This is a genomic window from Rhizobium sp. CF142, assembly GCF_000281145.1.
Taxonomy (GTDB): Bacteria; Pseudomonadota; Alphaproteobacteria; order Rhizobiales; family Rhizobiaceae; genus Rhizobium.
On sequence record NZ_AJWE01000023.1, the window covers coordinates 19,093 to 35,632 of the forward strand.

Genomic DNA, 16,540 nt, shown 5'->3' on the forward strand with positions numbered 1-16,540 from the left:
CGATAAAGCCGGCGCCTGGAATGCATCATCATTTTGCAGGCCATCAGACCTTGTAGAATTGCTCCGGCATGGTGGGAGCGGGGGTCGGCCAGCCGAAGGAATTCGGCATGGTCTTGGTGATGTTCTTCATGTTGTTCTTGACGACGCCGTAGCCATCCGGCGGCTGGGAAATGCCGAAGACATAGAAATTGTCGGCGGCGCCCTGCAGGATCTGCTTCATGATCTCCTGCTGGCCGGTCGCATCGGAAGTCGCCTTCAGCTTGTCATAGAGTTCAAGCAGCTTCTTCGTTTCCTCGGGCGGCTCTTCGGCATTGGCATTATTGCGGTCGAGATACCAAAGCTGCCAGGCCGGGGCATACATGGCATTCGAATCCGTCGGCACGTAATAGCGCGGGTCGAGCATGGCAGCGACGCCGCCATTCGCACCGAACTGGTGGGCCGTCGCATCGAAATCGCGGCCCTGGCGGACGCGGGTCTCCCAGAGCGAACGGTCCATGGTGCGCATCTGCGCATCGATGCCGACGGCCTGGAACATCGGGATGACGAGCTGGAAGAGATCGAGGAAGACGGCGCGCGCCTGGTCGATCTCGAAGATCACCGTGAGCCGGCGGCCCTGATCGTCAAGTCGGAAATTCTGGTCGTCGCGCTTCGGGATCAGCGTGTCGAGCATGGCATTCGCCTTGTCGACATCATAGCTCGTGAACTGCGTGGCAAGCTGCTCATTATAGAGCGGGTCGCCCTGTTTGATCGAAGGCTGGGCAGGTGCGCCCTGACCCACGAGTACGGCATCGATCAACGACTGGCGATCGAGCGCCATGGAGAGCGCTGCGCGGAAATCCTTGTTCCGGAAGAGCTTTCGCTTGGTCTCGTCATTGTGGTTCAGGTTGAAGATGAAGTTCATCACATTGGCTTCGGTTGAAGTCAGCGTGTAGAAATCATACTTGCCCTGCTCGCGCGCATCGTAGAGTACCGACTTGTTGTTCGGTGTGGCGATATATTGATCCATCAGATCGATTTCGCCCTGCATGGCCTTCAAGAGCAGCACCTGCGGATCGGCGACCATCTGGTAGACGATGCGGTCCATATAGGGGAGCTGGTTACCCTCCGTATCTACTTTCCAGTAGAAGGGGTTGCGTTCGGCAATAGCGCGTTCGGTATTCTCGCCGGGCGCTGTGGTGAACATCCAGGCATGTAGGCAGGGCTTCTTCGAGGAGTTCAGGAAGAAGGCATTGTCGTCCTGGAAGCCGGAGGCGGACTGGAAGGCGGCGATCCAGCTTTCGAAGCCGCGCTGTTTGGCAAGCTCGTCGGCCTTCGGGTTGTAATCGATATGGAACTGCTCGAGATAATGTTTGGGGCAGCGTGTGGTGTGATCGCTGTTGGCCCAGGCGACCTGCAACGGGAACATACCGTTAGGCTTCGCAAAGATAACTTTGAACGTCTGTTCGTCGACAATTTCAAGCTTCGCCGGCTTGCCTGCTGTCTTCCAGTGGCCTTGTCCGTTCACGGCGACGCGCTTGTCGGTCAGGATCGTGTCGTACCAGAATTTCACGTCCGCCGTGGTATAGGGCTGGCCGTCCGACCATTTCATGCCCTTGCGCAGGCGTATGGTATATTCTGTGGAATCTGCATTGCCGTCGAAGGCTTCGGCGACGTTCAGCGTCACGCCGGACCAGTCGGGCGTATAGCGCAACAGCGGTTCGTAGGCCTGATAGCGGAATAGCATCGACAGCGAACCGCCACCCACGAGCGCCATATTCCAGTCGCCGCCATGTTTGCCGACGCTTTCGACCGGCTTGATGACGAGCGGATTTTCCGGCAGCCGGTCCTTGAGGGCCGGCAACGCGCCACTTGAAACCTTGTCTTTCAGAATGGCCGCTTCCTTGTAGTCGGCGGCGAAAGCCGGCAGAGCCGGCAAGATCAGAACGGCCGAAGTCCCGGCCAGAAACGCACGACGTTTCAGCTTGATCATAGGGTTCTCCTCCAAAAATCCTCAGCCCTTATCGTTATTTTTTGCTTTCAGGCTGGGATAACGAGAAGAATACATTTGGATATTGTTAGGTAAAGCGTTATGTTTTGTTAGTGCAAGAATTTGCAATTCCGGTAGGGAAGGTGTAGCGAAGCGCTCCGAATACCGAACGGGAAATCGAGGTGTAGAGTGGGAAGCAGGGGGCGAGTTACCTTACAGACGATCGCGCGCGAGGTCGGCCTCTCGAAATATGCGGTCTCGCGCTCGCTGGCAGGTAAGAGCGGCGTCAGTGAGGAGACACGCGCGCTGATCCGCGCGGCGGCCGAACGGCTGGGCTACACGCGTCCTGCAGGCCAGTCGCTGACGAGTGATATTGCCGTTGTTTTCCACGATCTCGATGCCGTCAACAGCGAACTCTATATGCAGATTCAGAACGGCGTGCAGCGCGAAGCCCATCGGCTGGGCATGGCCCTGCGCATTCGCTGGACCCATAGTGCCGATCAGCTGGAAGAGTTGGGGCGCTCCTGCGCAGGTTTGCTGCTCGTTGGACCGCATGATCGGGAAGCGATCGCGGCGGCAACAGCGACGGGGGTTCCGATCGTGCGTTTCGGCTGGGTCGATGCGTTGGAGCAGGCCGATCAGGTGACCGGCACCGACCATGAGGCGGGGCAGGCGGTGCTGCAATATCTCATCGAACTCGGCCATCGGTCGATCGTCTATGTCAACGGCACGCCCGGTTTCCGTGGGCGGCGCGAGCGCTTCTACGGCGCGCGGGAGATTGCCGAACGCTGCGAGGACGTCTCGCTGCATGTGTTACGCTTCGACGAACAGATCGGCTTCGGCGAGGCTTTCAAGGACCTCAAGGCAAAGGGCATCCACCCGACGGCTTTCTTCTGTGCCCATGACGGACTGGCGCTGACCGTGGTTTCCGAATTGCTGGGCCAGGGCTATCGCATTCCCGATGACGTCTCGGTCGTAGGCTTCGGCGATTTCTCGCCGGCCACGCAGATTTCGCCGCCATTGACGACGGTGAAAATGGAAGGCCAGGAGGGCGGGGCCGTCGGTCTCCGGCTGCTCCTGGAGCGGATAGAAAACCCGCGTCTGCCTGGCATGCCTGCCCGCCGCGTCATGATCGCTTCACGCATCGTCGAGCGCCGTTCGGCCGGTCCGTGCAAGGTGCCGGCAACTACCGATCCAGCAAAGCCGGAATCGGAAGCCAATCAGCACAGTGCACTTGTGAAGTGATCGGGCTGATGCTGCCGGATAACGGCAGAGTGCTGAATGTCAGCCCAAGGTCGCAATTGCCGCCGTCACTGCATCCGCACCCGGAGCCGTTGGCTTGTATTCCAAGCCGATAGCCCCGGTGTAGCCGTTGGAGAAGATCCAGTTCAGGCGGTGAGCGAGATCGATCGTGCCGGTGCCTGGTTCGTTGCGGCCGGGGTGGTCAGCGACATGAACGTGGAAAACACGGTCGATGCGGCCGGCCAGAACATCTTCCGTGCGCTCATCCATGACGGCGGAATGATAGATGTCATAGACGATGCCGATTTCCGGACGGGCGACGTCATCGACGATATCCAGCCCCTCGCGGGTGGAATCGAGGAAATAGCCGATGTGGTCGATGCGGATGTTGAGTGGCTCGACACCGAGGCGCACGCCGCTATCATCAAGGATGTCCGCGCCGGCCCGTAGCGTTTCGGTGAGCGCCTTGCGCTGTTCGTCTCGTGTGAAACCCGCGAGATCATCGCCGGCTTGCGCGATCAGGACAGGGGCGCCGAGGCGTTTCGCGACGGCGACGGAATCGGTAAGGCCCTTCAGCCAGGTTTCGCGATTGGCAGGGTTAGTCAGCGCGATCATCGGCTCGGCGACGAGGCTCGTCACCTTGAGGCTGGTTTCCTTCAATGCGGCTTCGATCGCGTCGAGATCCTTGTCCGTCCAGCGCCAAAACTCGATAGCTTTGAGGCCGGCGGCATGGGCGCGGTGGATGCGATCGGCGAAATGATCGCCTTCCTCGGCAAACAGCCATTCAATGCAAGCTGAATAAAGACGCATAAAAATTCCTCCACTATGCCCGCAGGCATGCGACAGATCGCGACCTGCGGCAAGAGGGATCAGCTAGCGGCACCGATGATTTTCCGCCATGGCTTGACGGGCAGAGCCAATGCCGGAAGAGTTGGCGGAGCGGCCGGACCGCCGGCCGGATTGGGAGGATTTCATGGATCTTGGATTGAAGGGAAAGACCGCCGTCATCACTGGTGGTTCGGTCGGTATCGGGCTGGCGATCGCCGAAGGGCTGGCGGCCGAGGGTGCCAACCTCATTTTGTCTGCGCGTGGACGTGAGCGGCTGGATGCTGAAGCTGTGCGCATCGCTGAAAAATATGGTGTCAGCGCCATTGCGGTCGAAAGCGATGTCGCGACTGTCGAAGGTACGGAGGCGATCATCGCGGCGGCAGCCGAACGTGGTGGAGCGGATATTCTCATCAACAATGCCGGCACCGGCTCCAACGAGACGGTCATGGAGGCGCCCGACGAGAAGTGGCAGGCGTATTTTGATCTGCATGTGATGGCCGCCGTGCGCCTTGCCCGCGGAATTGCGCCGCAGATGAAGAAGCGCGGTGGCGGGGTGATCCTTCACAATGCCTCGATCTGCGCCGTGCAGCCGCTGTGGTACGAACCGATCTATAATGTCACCAAGGCGGCGCTGATGATGTTTTCCAAGACGCTCTCCACCGAGCTCGTCAAGGACAGGATTCGCGTCAACTGCGTCAATGCCGGCCTCATTCTGACACCCGACTGGATCAAGACCGCCAAGCAACTGACAGCCGAGACCGGTGGTGACTGGGAGGGTTATCTGCAGAGCGTGGCGGATGAACATGCCTCGTCCAAGCGTTTCGGCACGCCGGAGGAATTGGCGAATTTCTTCGTCTTCCTCTGCTCCGACCGGTCGAGCTACAGCATCGGCTCTACCTATTTCGTCGATGGCGGCATGCTGAAAACGGTATAGCCTGTGATTTCCGGTCTCGCATGGGCTTGCCCAATGGGGGACTGGCACATCAACCCGCTGGGCGTCGGGAGACTTGAAGGCGCGGTTTTACAGCAACATAGATAGTCGAAATAACCTATAAAAACGGGTTATTTTGTTGTCTCTTCATGGTTTTGACTCTATTTGCCTGCTATTACAGAAGCATAATGCCGCAAAGTGCAGGGCGACGCAGATGTTGACAAAAAAAGGAAAATACGGATTGAAGGCGCTGGTTGATCTGGCGCGGCTGGCGCCGGGCGAGACCGCCTTCATCAACGATATTGCCTCGCGCAACAATATCCCGAAGAAGTTTCTCGATACGATCCTGCTCGAACTGCGCAATGTCGGCATCCTGCGGTCGAAGAAGGGGCCGGGCGGCGGCTATTCGCTGTCGCGGCCTGCGTCTGATATCCGCATCGGTCATGTCATCCGCACGCTGGACGGGCCGCTCGCGCCGATCCGGTGTGCGAGCCGCACGGCTTACGAGGCCTGCGACGACTGTGCCGATCCCGAGACCTGTCAGGTGCGGCGCTCGATGACCGAAGTCCGGGACGCGATCGCCGCCATTCTCGACAACATGACGCTCGAACAGTTCGTCGCCGGCGGCGGCATCGAGACGGTCGAGGAAAAGGTTCCGGTTTCCGCCGCGAGCTGATCCGCACTCCCTTTATTTTCACGCAATTCCGGACGCAAACCGCGGCACGGTTTTGCTGGAATTGTTTCAGCTTTCCCTGATTCTCAGAATATGCGCGCCTGCTGCGTTCAACAGCGGCTCGCGCTGGATTGCCATGTCGTGGATGCGGGCGTTCCGCCAGTGGCGGTCGAGGTTGAGCGCGATGCTGCCGGTTGCGCCTCGAGCCAGTTCGAAGAGAGCATTTGCCGTGTCCAGCGCCACCTCAGTTGCCGTGAGGCAGGCGGATGAGGCGGAGAAATAGGCTTCCGCCATGGCGGCCTCGGCGGGACTTACCTGGGCGATATCCAGTTTGCGGCCTGCCTGTTCCAGCGCGCCGGTCGCGATTTCGATGCGGATGGCGCGCTCGCCGATTTTGCCAAAAAGGGCAGAGGGTTCCTTCGCCATGATGAGCAGGTCGGCAAAGGCTGCACGGGCGATACCGAGGCTGACGGCTGCCTGCAGCAGAAGACTCAAGGATTTTTCCGTCGTGTGGTCGCCGGATAGAGCGGCAGTGACGGTATCGGCATTCACATGCAGCTTGCCGGCAATCAGCGTTGCCGTGCCGTTGGTGCGCAGCCCAAAAGCATCCCAGTCGTCCACCGCCTGCAGTTCGTCGCTGTCACGCTGAAGATGGAGCGTTACCCTGCGGCCGCCGGGATCGATCGCTGCCGCGGCGATCCAGTCGGAGAAAAGGATGGCGGCTGCCTGTTCCGACCGGCCTGTCAGGCGAAAGCCGGAGCCCTCGGCAACGAGACTTGCCTGATCGGTAAAACGGGTTGCGGCGAAACGGTCGCCGTCCAGCGCACGGGTGAAAAGGGCGATCTTCAGCTCTTCCGAGGGCTGGTTGCGCAGCCCTTCCAGCACGCGGAAGTGAGATGCCAGCACGTTGCCGATCGAGGCATCGCTTTCAGCGACGATGGCGACGATTGCGGCGAGCAGGGCGTTGGAAATATCGAGCCCGGTATATTCAGGGGGAACGGTGATTGCTGTGAGGCCGGATTGCGAGAGCGCGTCGAGTTCGGCGTTCGGCATGAGGCGGTTGATGTCGCGCTCGCTTGCCTGCCGGCGAAAGCCGACCGCAAGGCCGCGAGCCGCGGAGATGGCCTCCTCCTCAGTCTCGATGCGGTGCGCCGGAGGACGCACATTGTCGTGCAGTTGCGATACGGTGCCCATCTGCCACTCTTTCCCAGTGCTAAAAAAGTGCGTGATTGCATCGGCTTGCGTAAGGCTGCTTTTTCCACAAAAGCCTGGCCGGCGGAATTTTCTTACCAGCTTGATCACCTTGCCGTATGCTCTACTTATGGTTAAGGGACGGCGAAATGATCAGGAATGATGATGAGTGATTCTCTTGCACGAAGCCGCGAGGGTTCGAAGGCTGGACGTCAGCCGCGTCCGCGCGTGAGCATGGATATAGCTGACATCCCCACTTATGCCATCGGCGACGTGCATGGTCGTCTCGACCTGCTGCAGAAAGCGGAAGAGGCGATCGTCCGGGATGCAGAGCATATACCAGGCACCAAACTCATCGTCATGCTTGGCGACTATATCGACCGCGGTCCGCAATCGGCGCATGTCATCAGCCATATCATGGACCCGGCGCCCGAGGGTTTCGAGCGCATCTGCCTTGCCGGCAACCATGAGATCGTCATGCTCGACTATATTGACGGCTGGGCGTCCTATGACGACTGGATGACCATGGGTGCCGCCGAGCTTCTGCGATCCTACGGTCTCGATCCTGATCACCTGCCGCTCGTTTTCCGTTCCGGTGCGCAGCTCGACGCCTTCATCCGCCAGTCGCTGCCGCATACCCATATCGATTTCATCCGCTCCCTGCCGATCATGCTCGATACGCCCAATGTAGCCTTCGTGCATGCGGGTATCGATCCACGTGTGCCGCTCGAAGAGCAGGCCGATGACGATCTGGCTTTCATTCGCCAGCGTTTCCTGGAAAGCCCGCTGCCGTTGCCGAAGCTCATCGTGCACGGTCACACACCCAGCGACCAGCCGGATGTGCAGCCAATGCGGCTGAACCTCGATACCCGCGCCTTCAGGAGCGGCAGGCTCTCCGTTGCCCGCTTCTGGCAGGGCCAGGTTTACCTCTTCTCCACCTGAGACCGGTTCAGGCAGCATTCTCCTCTGCATCGACCTGAGCCGGCGCTTCTGCCGGCTTTTTGCGCCAGCGGCGCAGCACTACGTAAAAGACCGGCGTCAGGAACAGGCCGAAGATCGTCACACCCAACATGCCCGAGAACACAGCCGTGCCGAGCGACTGGCGCATTTCAGCACCTGGGCCGGTGGCGATGGCAAGCGGCAGAACGCCGAAGATAAAGGCGAAGGCCGTCATCAGGATCGGGCGCAGGCGAAGATGGCTTGCCTCGATTGCGGCATCCACGACGCTTTTCCCTTCTTCTTCCGCCTGTCGTGCAAACTCGACGATCAGAATGGCGTTCTTGGCCGCAAGGCCGATCAGGACGATCAGGCCGATCTGGGTGAGGACGTTGTTGTCCATTCCCCTCAGCGATACGCCGATCAACGCGGCGAGCACTGCGAGCGGAACGATGAGGATAATGGCCAGAGGCAGGACCCAGCTTTCATATTGTGCCGCAAGCGCAAGGAAGACGAAGATCACCGACAGGGCGAAGATATAGATGGCGGTATTGCCGGTGTGGGTTTCCTGATAGGCGAGCTCAGTCCATTCAAAGGTCGTTCCCGGTGGCAAGATCTGCCCCGCCAGCGCTTCCATCTTCTTAATGGCATCGCCGGTCGATGTGCCGGGCGTCGGATTGCCCTGAAGCGGCACCGAGACATACATGTTGTAGCGCTGGACAAGTGCCGGACCGCTGGAGTCCTGGATATCCATCAAAGTGCCAAGCGGAACCAGCGCCCCGGTTGCCGATCGAACCTTCAGCGCCAGGATATCGTCCCTGTCCATGCGGTATTGCCGGTCGGCCTGGGCGCGAACCTGGTAGACGCGCCCAAAGGCATTGAAGTCGTTCACATAGGCAACGCCGAGGTTAATCGAGAGTGCGTTGAAGATGTTGGGGATCGGCACGTTTAGGAAACGCGCCTTGTCGCGGTCGATCGCGAGGAAATATTGCGGGCTTGCATCCGAAAATGTCGTGAAGACGCCTGTCAGCCCCGGGGTCGTGGCCGCGGCACCCATCATCTGGCGGGCCAGACCAAGGACGCGCGTCATGTCGGCGTTTTCGAGATCCGAAATCTGCATCTTGAAGCCGCCGGAATTGCCGACGCCGCGCACGGATGGCGGCGGGATGGCAATGATGAAGGCCTCCTGGATGCTCTGCAGCTTGCCATAGAGCTCGCCGATGATCTTGTTGGCGGTTTCGCCACCTTCTTCACGCTCGGCAAAGGATTTGAACGGGACGAAGACGACGCCGGCATTCGAGGCATTGGTGAAAGTTGCCCCGCTGAAACCGGCAAATTGCACGGCATTGCCGACGCCCGGCACCGTGCGGGCGATGTCACCCACCTGTTTGACGACGGCGTCGGTGCGCGCAAGAGAGGCTCCGTCCGGAAGCTGGATGACGATGATTGCGTAACCCTGGTCCATGGTCGGGATGAAGCCCGAGGGAACTTTCTGGCCCATATACCAGGTCGCTCCGAGGAGGCCGGCGAAGACGATCAGCGAAGCGGTCAATCCGATCCAGCTGCTGACCAGATGCCGAACGATCCAGGAATAGCCGGAACTCATCTTGTCGAAGCCGCGGTTGAAACCATTGGCAAGGCCGCTTCCCACTTGTGAGAAGATGTTCTTGGGCTTCGCTTCGTGATCGTGGGTCTTCAGCAGGATGCCGGCAAGTGCAGGCGAAAGCGTCAGCGAATTCAATGCCGAGATGGCCGTGGTGACGGAAATCGTCACCGCGAACTGCTTGTAGAACTGGCCGGAAATGCCGGGAATGAAGGCTGTCGGTACGAAGACGGCGATCAGCACCAGTGAGATGGCGACGACGGCGGTTCCGACTTCGTCCATTGTGACGTGCGCCGCCTGTTTCGGGGTCATGCCGCGCGCCAGGTTTCGCTCGACATTCTCCACCACCACGATCGCATCGTCGACGACGATACCGATCGCAAGGACGAGGCCGAACAGGGTCAGCATATTGAGTGAGAAGCCGAAGGCGAGCAGGACCGCGAAGGTGCCGATCAGCGACACAGGAATGGCGATGATCGGAATGATGGCGGTTCGCCAGGATTGCAGGAAGACGAGGACGACGATTGCCACGAGGATCGCCGCCTCGGCGATGGTCCTGTAGACCTCATTGATCGAATCCGAGATGAATTCGGTCGTATCGTAGACGATCCGGTATTCCAGGCCCTGCGGGAAATTCTGCGAAAGATCCTTCATAATGCCCTGGATCTGATGCGCCGTATCCAGTGCATTGGTTCCCGGCCGGGCGAAAATGCCGAGAGCAACTGCGGGGTCATTATTGAGATAGCTGTTGGTGACGTAATCCTGTGCGCCAAGCTCGATGCGGGCGACATCCTGCAAGCTCACAAGCCGGCCGGTGGCCGTCGATTTCACGATAACATAGCGGAACTGGCGCACATCAGAGAAGCGCCCGTCCGTTCGCACCGTATATTCAAACGCATTCTTGCCGGTAACAGGCGGGGCGCCGATCTTGCCGCCCGATACCTGGACGTTCTGGTCTCTCAATGCGGCGACGACGTCATCGGATGTCATTCCGTAGGCGGAGAGCTTTTCCGGATCCAGCCAGATTCGCATCGAATATTGGCGTTCGCCGAAGAGTTGCACGTCGCCGACGCCGTCAAGGCGCACGAGAACGTCGCGTATGCGGTTACGGGCGTAGTTCGAGACGTAGAGCTGGTCATAACGGTGCGACGGCGACAAGAGGTGCACCACCATCATCAGGTCAGGCGAACTCTTGTCGGTGGTCACGCCAAGCCGCTGGACTTCCTCGGGAAGACGGGGCAGGGCGATGGAAACGCGGTTCTGGACAAGAACCTGGACCTTGTCGAGATCGGTGCCGAGCTTGAAGGTGATCGTCAGCGACATGGCGCCATCGGCGCTGGAGTAGGAAGACATGTAGAGCATGTCTTCGACGCCGTTGATCTGCTGCTCGAGCGGGGTCGAAACCGTATCGGCGATCGTCTGCGGGTCGGCGCCCGGATAGGAGGTGCGCACGACAATAGTCGGCGGCGCGATCTCCGGATATTGGGAGACCGGCAATTGCGTATAGGCGATGCTGCCGACAACGAGGAGAACGATCGAGATGACGGCCGCGAAGATCGGCCGGTCTACGAAGAAGTGAGCAAATCTCATTGGCCGCTCTCCGCACCGGCGGTTTCCGGCGGAGCGTCCGTCCGCTCCTTCGGCAGTTCGGTCATCTGAGGTGTTACCTTTGCGCCGGGCCGGGCGCGTATCAGGCCATTGACGATGATCGTCTCGGTGCCATCGAGGCCTTCGCGAATGACGCGGTAGCCATAGAGCCGCGGACCGGGCCTCACGGGCTTGGTCGATACCGTGCCGTCGGTACCGACGACATAGACGACGCGCTCGTTCTGGTCAGAGCCGATTGCCTCATCAGGGACGAGAATGGCCTGATAGGTGTTGGAGGCTTCAACCTGGATGCGGCCGAAGAGGCCGGGCTGAAGGACGAGATCGGGGTTAGGGAAGCGGGCACGCAGACGAATGGTGCCGCTTTCGTTGTCGATCCGGTTCTCGGCGAAATCCAGTTTTCCCTTGAATGGCTTGGCATTGGGATCCGAGATCGTGACTGTCACATCCAGTCCGCCACCGCCCTGCTGAAGATCCTTGCCGAGCTTGCGTGCGGTGTCGGCGAAATTCAGCAGGCGGCGCTCGTCGACGTCGAAATAGAAATCGATCGGGTCGAGGGAAACGATCGTCGTCAGCACCGTCTGGTCCGTCTGCACGAGGTTGCCGGCGGAGATCAGGCGCCGGTCGATGCGGCCGCTGAGCGGCGCGGTGATCTCGGTATATTCCATGTCGAGAGCGGCGCGATCGGCTGCAGCCTGCGCGCCGCGGACATTGGCTTGCGCTGAATCGAATTCGCGGCGGCGATCGTCCAGCGTCTGCGCCGACTGGCTGCCGCTCGAAGCAAGCGACTGCGCGCGCTTATATTGCGCATCGGCAAAGACGAGAGCCGATTTCGACGCTTCGAGCGCAGCATTGGCCTGATTGAGTGCGGTTACGAACGGCCTCTGATCGATAACGAAGAGCCGTTCGCCTTGTTTCACCAGAGCGCCGTCGGTGAAGTCGATTTCCTGCAGGTAACCACCGACGCGCGAGCGAACGGAGACCTCATCGACAGGTTCGAAACGGCCGATGAACTCATCACTGTCGACCACATCGCGCACGACGGGTTTGGCGACGGTGACGGGTGGGGGAGCAGGCGCCTGCTGGGCCTCAGCAATGAGCGGCAGGAAGGCCGCAAAGCAGCCGAGCGCCAGTGTCTGTCGAAGCGAATAAGCCATTCCGGTCCCCCTTGCGGGCGGCCGAACGCAGCCGCCTGAACCTATGCCTGAGATAAGCTGTTCATGTCTGCTGGAACGAAAGCATGAGCCTTCGTCCTAAGTCCGAATTCTACTCATGCTTGGCTGCCGGGAAGATGACAGGTGCAAGCCAGCACCTCGAAATCAACCGGAGGGAGAAAATCCTGCTTCTCCCTAACTCTATGAAGGCAGACTATAAACGGGAGAATCCAAAAATTGCAAATGCCAATTGATTACATGGATTTGGAGTTCCACAAACCCCCGGCATTTCCGCCGATGCCTCGCTTTATCACATTGCTGAGACGAGTTTCGACCGCTGCTTGACCCTTTCCAAAGACCGGATCGAAGGCGCTGCTTGGTGCGGGCTGCGGCATTTTGGCCGCAGGTGCGGAATCTTGAGGTTGCATCCTTGTGCACTGCATATGCTCAATATATCTACCAATATCATAAGGATGCTTATTACTAGCCGGCGAATGTATATGACCAACAATCCAACACTCGGTTTTCTTCTGCACGACGTTGCCCGTCTGCTTCGCAAGCGGTTCGAGCAGCGCGCAAAGGACCTTGGACTGACGCGGTCTCAGTGGCAGACGCTTGCCTATCTCGCCAATAATGAGGGCATCCATCAGAGCGGGCTTGCCGAAATCCTCGAAATTGAGCCGATCACGCTGGTCCGCATCCTCGACAAGCTCGCCGAGCGCGGCCTGATCGAGCGCCGCCAGCACCCGACCGACAGGCGCATCTGGCTGCTCTACATGCGTGAAGCAGCCCATCCGATTCTCGCCGAAATGCGAAAGATCGGTGACGTGACCCGCGGCGAGGCGCTGGAAAGCATCACACCTGAACAGCGCGACCAGCTTTTCCACATCCTATCCGTAATGAAGACGAACCTGGTGCAGGCGTGCCGGTCCCCGGTCGCCGAGAATGAGACGAAACATGGCTGATCAATCCCCCCTGCGCGTCGTGTCCAACGCGAATGCCAAGAACCCTGTCGAAGAAAAAGAAATTCCCCAACAACCGGAAACGGTGGCTGAGGCGCCTTCATCCAATTCAGCGCCCGCGGCTGCCGCGGTGGCTGCGCCTGGCGGCAACAAGGTCCGCCGCCGGCGCAGCTTCACCCGTCCCGTTCTCTTTGCCCTGTTGCCGGTGGCGCTCGTCGTCGGCGGCTACTACTACGTCAATGGCGGTCAGATTATGTCGACCGACAATGCCTATATCCAGGCGGATATGGTGGGCATCACGACCGACGTTTCCGGTCTCGTCGAGCAGATCAACGTGCATGAGAACGAGCAGGTCAAGGCGGGGCAGGTGCTCTTCAGCCTGCGCTCTGATTCCTTCAAGATCGCGCTCGATGGCGCCAAGGCGCAGCTCGGGGCGCAGCGCAACCAGATCATGAACCTCAAGGCCAGCTACCAGCAGTCGCTCGCCGAGATCACGCAGGCCGAAGCCGATCTGCCCTATTACCAGGATCAGTTCGACCGGCAGCAAAATCTCGTCAACAACGGCAGCGCCACGCAGTCGGCCTATGACGAAGCCAAGCACAATCTCGAGGCCGCACAGCAGAAGGTTTCCGTCGCCAAGGCGGAAGCAGCAACGACGCTTGCCCAGCTCGGGGGCAATGCCGACCAGCCAGTTGAGGAAAACCCGCTCTATCTGCAGGCCAAGTCGCAGGTCGACAACGCTCAGCGCGAACTCGATCACAGCGTGGTCAGGGCGCCCTTCGACGGCATCGTCACCAATGTGAACGCGCTGCAGGTCGGCTCCTACCTGCAAGCTTCGCAGCAGGCCTTTTCGCTGGTTTCGACCTCGCATCTGTGGATTGCCGCAAGTCCGAAGGAAACGGAACTCACTTACGTGAAGCCCGGCCAAGTGGTCGATATCTATGTCGACACCTATCCGGGCGTCCTATGGAAGGGCAAGGTCGAGAGCATCAGCCCGGCATCCGGTTCTTCCTTCTCGCTGCTGCCGGCACAGAATACGACCGGCAACTGGGTGAAGGTCGTGCAGCGCATTCCGATGCGCGTCAGCATCGACGACTCTCAGGGCAAGCCGCCGCTTCGCGTCGGCATGAGTACGGTCGTCGACGTCGATACCGGCCATGCGCGCGGATTGCCTGATTTCGTCAACAACCTTCTGGGCCAGGCCAAGAGCCAAGAGTAACGGCCATGAGCACTGCTCCTGCATCACCGGCAACTCCGGTTGCCAATCGCGGCGCGATCACCGCCTGCGTTATCCTGGCCGTCATCATGCAGGCGCTGGATACGACGATCGCCAACGTGGCGCTGCCCTATATCCAGGGTAGCGTTTCGGCCTCCGCCGACCAGATCAACTGGGTCTTGACTTCCTATATCGTCGCGGCCGCGATCATGACGCCGCCGTCGGGCTTTCTTGCTGCCAAGTTCGGTCGCAAGCGCGTGTTGCTGACGGCAATCGTTGGCTTCGTGGTCGCCTCCATCCTTTGCGGCCTGGCGCAGTCGCTGCCGCAGATCGTTGCCTTCCGCCTGCTGCAGGGCCTGTTCGGCGCCTCGCTGGTTCCGCTTTCCCAGGGCATCCTCCTCGACATCTATTCCGTCGAGGAGCGCGGCTCGGCCATGGCCCTATTCGGCGTCTCGGTCATGGTCGGGCCGGTTCTGGGCCCTGTCATCGGCGGCTGGCTGACGGACAATATCAGCTGGCGCTGGGTCTTTTACATCAACATTCCGATCGGCGCGCTCGCCTTTGCTGGCATCGTCATATTCGTCTCGGAGACGAAGAGGGATGCGCTCGCCAAGCTCGACTGGTTCGGCTTCGGGATGATGAGCCTGTTCATCGCTTCGCTGCAGCTTTTCCTCGATCGCGGCGAGCAGCTCGACTGGTTCTCCTCAGGTGAGATCATGGTCGAAGCGATCGTCTGCGCCGCTGCCTTCTATCTGCTGGTGGTGCATACGCTGACGGCGGAGAAATCCTTCGTCAATCCGCGGCTGTTCCTCGACCAGAATTTCACCGTCAGCATGGTCTTCATCTTCGTGATCGGCATCACCTATCTCGCCTCGCTGGCGTTGATGACGCCGTATCTGCAGACGCTGATGGGCTATCCGGTTATCACCGCGGGTATAGTCATGGGACCGCGCGGCCTTGGCACGATGCTCTGCATGTTCATCGTCGGCCGGCTGATCGGCAAGGTGGATACGCGCTGGCTGCTGCTGCTGGGCCTCGGGCTGACGGCCTGGGCGATGTACGACATGACCGGCTGGACGCCCGACGTCTCGCAGTGGACGATCATCTCTGTCGGCTTTGTCCAGGGTGCAGGCCTCGGCTTCCTCTTCGTGCCGCTGACGACAATTGCCTTTGCGACGCTGCCGGCTCAGATGCGCGGCGATGGAACCGGCCTGTACAACCTGTCGCGAAACATCGGCTCCTCTGTCGGCATCTCCATCGTCTCGGCCCTGATCGTCGAGAACACGCAGAGCAACCATGAGTCGATCGCGGCCTACGTGACGCCGTTCAACCATGCTTTCAATGCGACGGCGGCGCAGGGCCTCAGTCCGCTGACGGCGGTCGGCCGCGCGGCGCTTAACGAGGTCATCACGCTGCAGTCGACCATCATTGCCTATATGGACGACTTCAAATTGCTGATGCTGATGTCGCTTGCCGTCATGCCGCTGGTCCTGCTGCTGCGCAAGCCGAGGGCCGCGCCGGCCGTGGATCATAGCGCCGTCATGGAATGACGTTGCAAGCCCTTCTGCTTGTTTCACGCAATCCCGGACGCAAAACCGCTGCACACTTTTGCTGGAATTTGCTCTAGCGAAACGGCTTGCTCAGATATCGCGATCCCTGAATGCCGAAGCGCCACGGTGCTTCGGCATTTTTCGTAATGCCGATCCGCTTGCCCGAGACGATGGACACAGGCGCGGAAGGCGAGATCGCATAGGGTGGCTGGTCGAGCGTCCGGTCATTGATGGAGATATCGATATCGAGTGCCTGGCAGAGCTTGCCGGGACCGCTGCAAAGCTGCGTCAACGCATCAGTGCCTCGCCGATCAATCATCGCAGGGAGACCGATTTCCGGCTCCAGCGCACGGATCAATACCGCAGAGCCTGGTGTGCAGACGAAGTTCAGGCACCAATACATGCCATAGATGCGGTAGATATAGACATTGCCCGGATGGCCGTACATGGCGCCATTGCGCTTCGTTGGACCACGGAAACTGTGGGAGGCCGCGTCATCAGGGTAATAAGCTTCCGTCTCGGTGATCCGCCCACCTATATCGTTGACCGTGAGGTGGCAGCCGAGAAGATCGCGAGCGACCTCGATCGCATCGCGTTCGAAGAAATGGCGCAGGCTCTCCCCGGCAAGCGGGCCGGCGCCGATCGCGCCATCAGTCGTTTCGATCGTCATGGAAATTGCCGAT

The 16,540-nt window shown here is 59.9% G+C and carries 13 protein-coding genes; 7 read left to right on the forward strand and 6 right to left on the reverse strand.

The window, feature by feature from the left end:
- Positions 1 to 43: 43 nt before the first annotated feature.
- The gene (locus tag PMI11_RS07395) at positions 44 to 1,969 is read right to left on the reverse strand and encodes an ABC transporter substrate-binding protein (protein WP_007815094.1); all 1,926 of its coding nucleotides are present in this window, start codon (positions 1,967 to 1,969) and stop codon (positions 44 to 46) included.
- 186 nt (positions 1,970 to 2,155) lie between these two features.
- Between PMI11_RS07395 and PMI11_RS07400 the strand changes: the two genes are divergently transcribed.
- Positions 2,156 to 3,211 carry a LacI family DNA-binding transcriptional regulator gene (locus PMI11_RS07400; protein WP_007815096.1) on the forward strand — a complete coding sequence of 352 codons (1,056 nt, stop codon included), beginning with the start codon at positions 2,156 to 2,158 and terminating at the stop codon, positions 3,209 to 3,211.
- 39 nt (positions 3,212 to 3,250) lie between these two features.
- Here the strand turns inward: PMI11_RS07400 and PMI11_RS07405 are convergent, their stop codons facing one another.
- Positions 3,251 to 4,018 (reverse strand): TIM barrel protein, encoded by a 768-nt coding sequence (locus PMI11_RS07405; RefSeq protein WP_007815099.1) that lies wholly within the window; start codon positions 4,016 to 4,018, stop codon positions 3,251 to 3,253.
- Between the two features lie 163 nt (positions 4,019 to 4,181).
- Between PMI11_RS07405 and PMI11_RS07410 the strand changes: the two genes are divergently transcribed.
- Both PMI11_RS07410 and PMI11_RS07415 read left to right on the forward strand, forming a co-directional pair.
- Complete coding sequence (locus PMI11_RS07410) at positions 4,182 to 4,970, forward strand: SDR family NAD(P)-dependent oxidoreductase (protein ID WP_007815101.1); 789 nt, start codon at positions 4,182 to 4,184, stop codon at positions 4,968 to 4,970.
- 211 nt (positions 4,971 to 5,181) lie between these two features.
- Positions 5,182 to 5,643 carry an RrF2 family transcriptional regulator gene (locus PMI11_RS07415; RefSeq protein WP_007815103.1) on the forward strand — a complete coding sequence of 154 codons (462 nt, stop codon included), beginning with the start codon at positions 5,182 to 5,184 and terminating at the stop codon, positions 5,641 to 5,643.
- Between the two features lie 66 nt (positions 5,644 to 5,709).
- On the opposite strand, the gene PMI11_RS07420 is transcribed toward PMI11_RS07415, so the two are convergent.
- Positions 5,710 to 6,834: an acyl-CoA dehydrogenase family protein gene (locus tag PMI11_RS07420; RefSeq protein WP_007815105.1), complete on the reverse strand. Its 1,125-nt coding sequence runs from the start codon at positions 6,832 to 6,834 to the stop codon at positions 5,710 to 5,712.
- A 162-nt stretch (positions 6,835 to 6,996) separates the two neighbouring features.
- On the opposite strand from PMI11_RS07420, the gene PMI11_RS07425 reads away from it, so the two are divergent.
- A complete protein-coding gene (locus tag PMI11_RS07425; protein WP_007815107.1) occupies positions 6,997 to 7,773 on the forward strand; it encodes a metallophosphoesterase in 777 nt (258 codons plus the stop codon).
- Between the two features lie 7 nt (positions 7,774 to 7,780).
- Here PMI11_RS07425 and PMI11_RS07430 read toward each other — a convergent pair whose 3' ends face one another.
- Together PMI11_RS07430 and PMI11_RS07435 are read right to left on the reverse strand one after the other, a co-directional pair.
- Complete coding sequence (locus PMI11_RS07430; protein ID WP_007815109.1) at positions 7,781 to 10,960, reverse strand: efflux RND transporter permease subunit; 3,180 nt, start codon at positions 10,958 to 10,960, stop codon at positions 7,781 to 7,783.
- Positions 10,957 to 12,132 (reverse strand): efflux RND transporter periplasmic adaptor subunit, encoded by a 1,176-nt coding sequence (locus PMI11_RS07435; protein ID WP_007815111.1) that lies wholly within the window; start codon positions 12,130 to 12,132, stop codon positions 10,957 to 10,959. The genes PMI11_RS07430 and PMI11_RS07435 overlap by 4 nt, the downstream gene beginning before the upstream one ends.
- Before the next feature lie 497 nt (positions 12,133 to 12,629).
- On the opposite strand from PMI11_RS07435, the gene PMI11_RS07440 reads away from it, so the two are divergent.
- Genes PMI11_RS07440 through PMI11_RS07450 form a run of 3 tightly spaced genes read left to right on the forward strand, consistent with a single transcriptional unit; the run spans position 12,630 to position 15,857 of the window.
- Positions 12,630 to 13,094, forward strand: coding sequence for a MarR family winged helix-turn-helix transcriptional regulator (locus tag PMI11_RS07440; RefSeq protein ID WP_037070867.1), 465 nt, complete (start codon positions 12,630 to 12,632; stop codon positions 13,092 to 13,094).
- Entirely contained in the window at positions 13,087 to 14,310 is a 1,224-nt protein-coding gene (locus PMI11_RS07445) for an HlyD family secretion protein (protein ID WP_007815117.1), read from the forward strand. The genes PMI11_RS07440 and PMI11_RS07445 overlap by 8 nt, the downstream gene beginning before the upstream one ends.
- A gap of 5 nt (positions 14,311 to 14,315) precedes the next feature.
- The gene (locus tag PMI11_RS07450; RefSeq protein WP_007815120.1) at positions 14,316 to 15,857 is read left to right on the forward strand and encodes a DHA2 family efflux MFS transporter permease subunit; all 1,542 of its coding nucleotides are present in this window, start codon (positions 14,316 to 14,318) and stop codon (positions 15,855 to 15,857) included.
- Positions 15,858 to 15,930: 73 nt separating this feature from the next.
- Here the strand turns inward: PMI11_RS07450 and PMI11_RS07455 are convergent, their stop codons facing one another.
- A complete protein-coding gene (locus tag PMI11_RS07455; RefSeq protein WP_244430542.1) occupies positions 15,931 to 16,527 on the reverse strand; it encodes a DNA-3-methyladenine glycosylase in 597 nt (198 codons plus the stop codon).
- Positions 16,528 to 16,540: the final 13 nt, after the last annotated feature.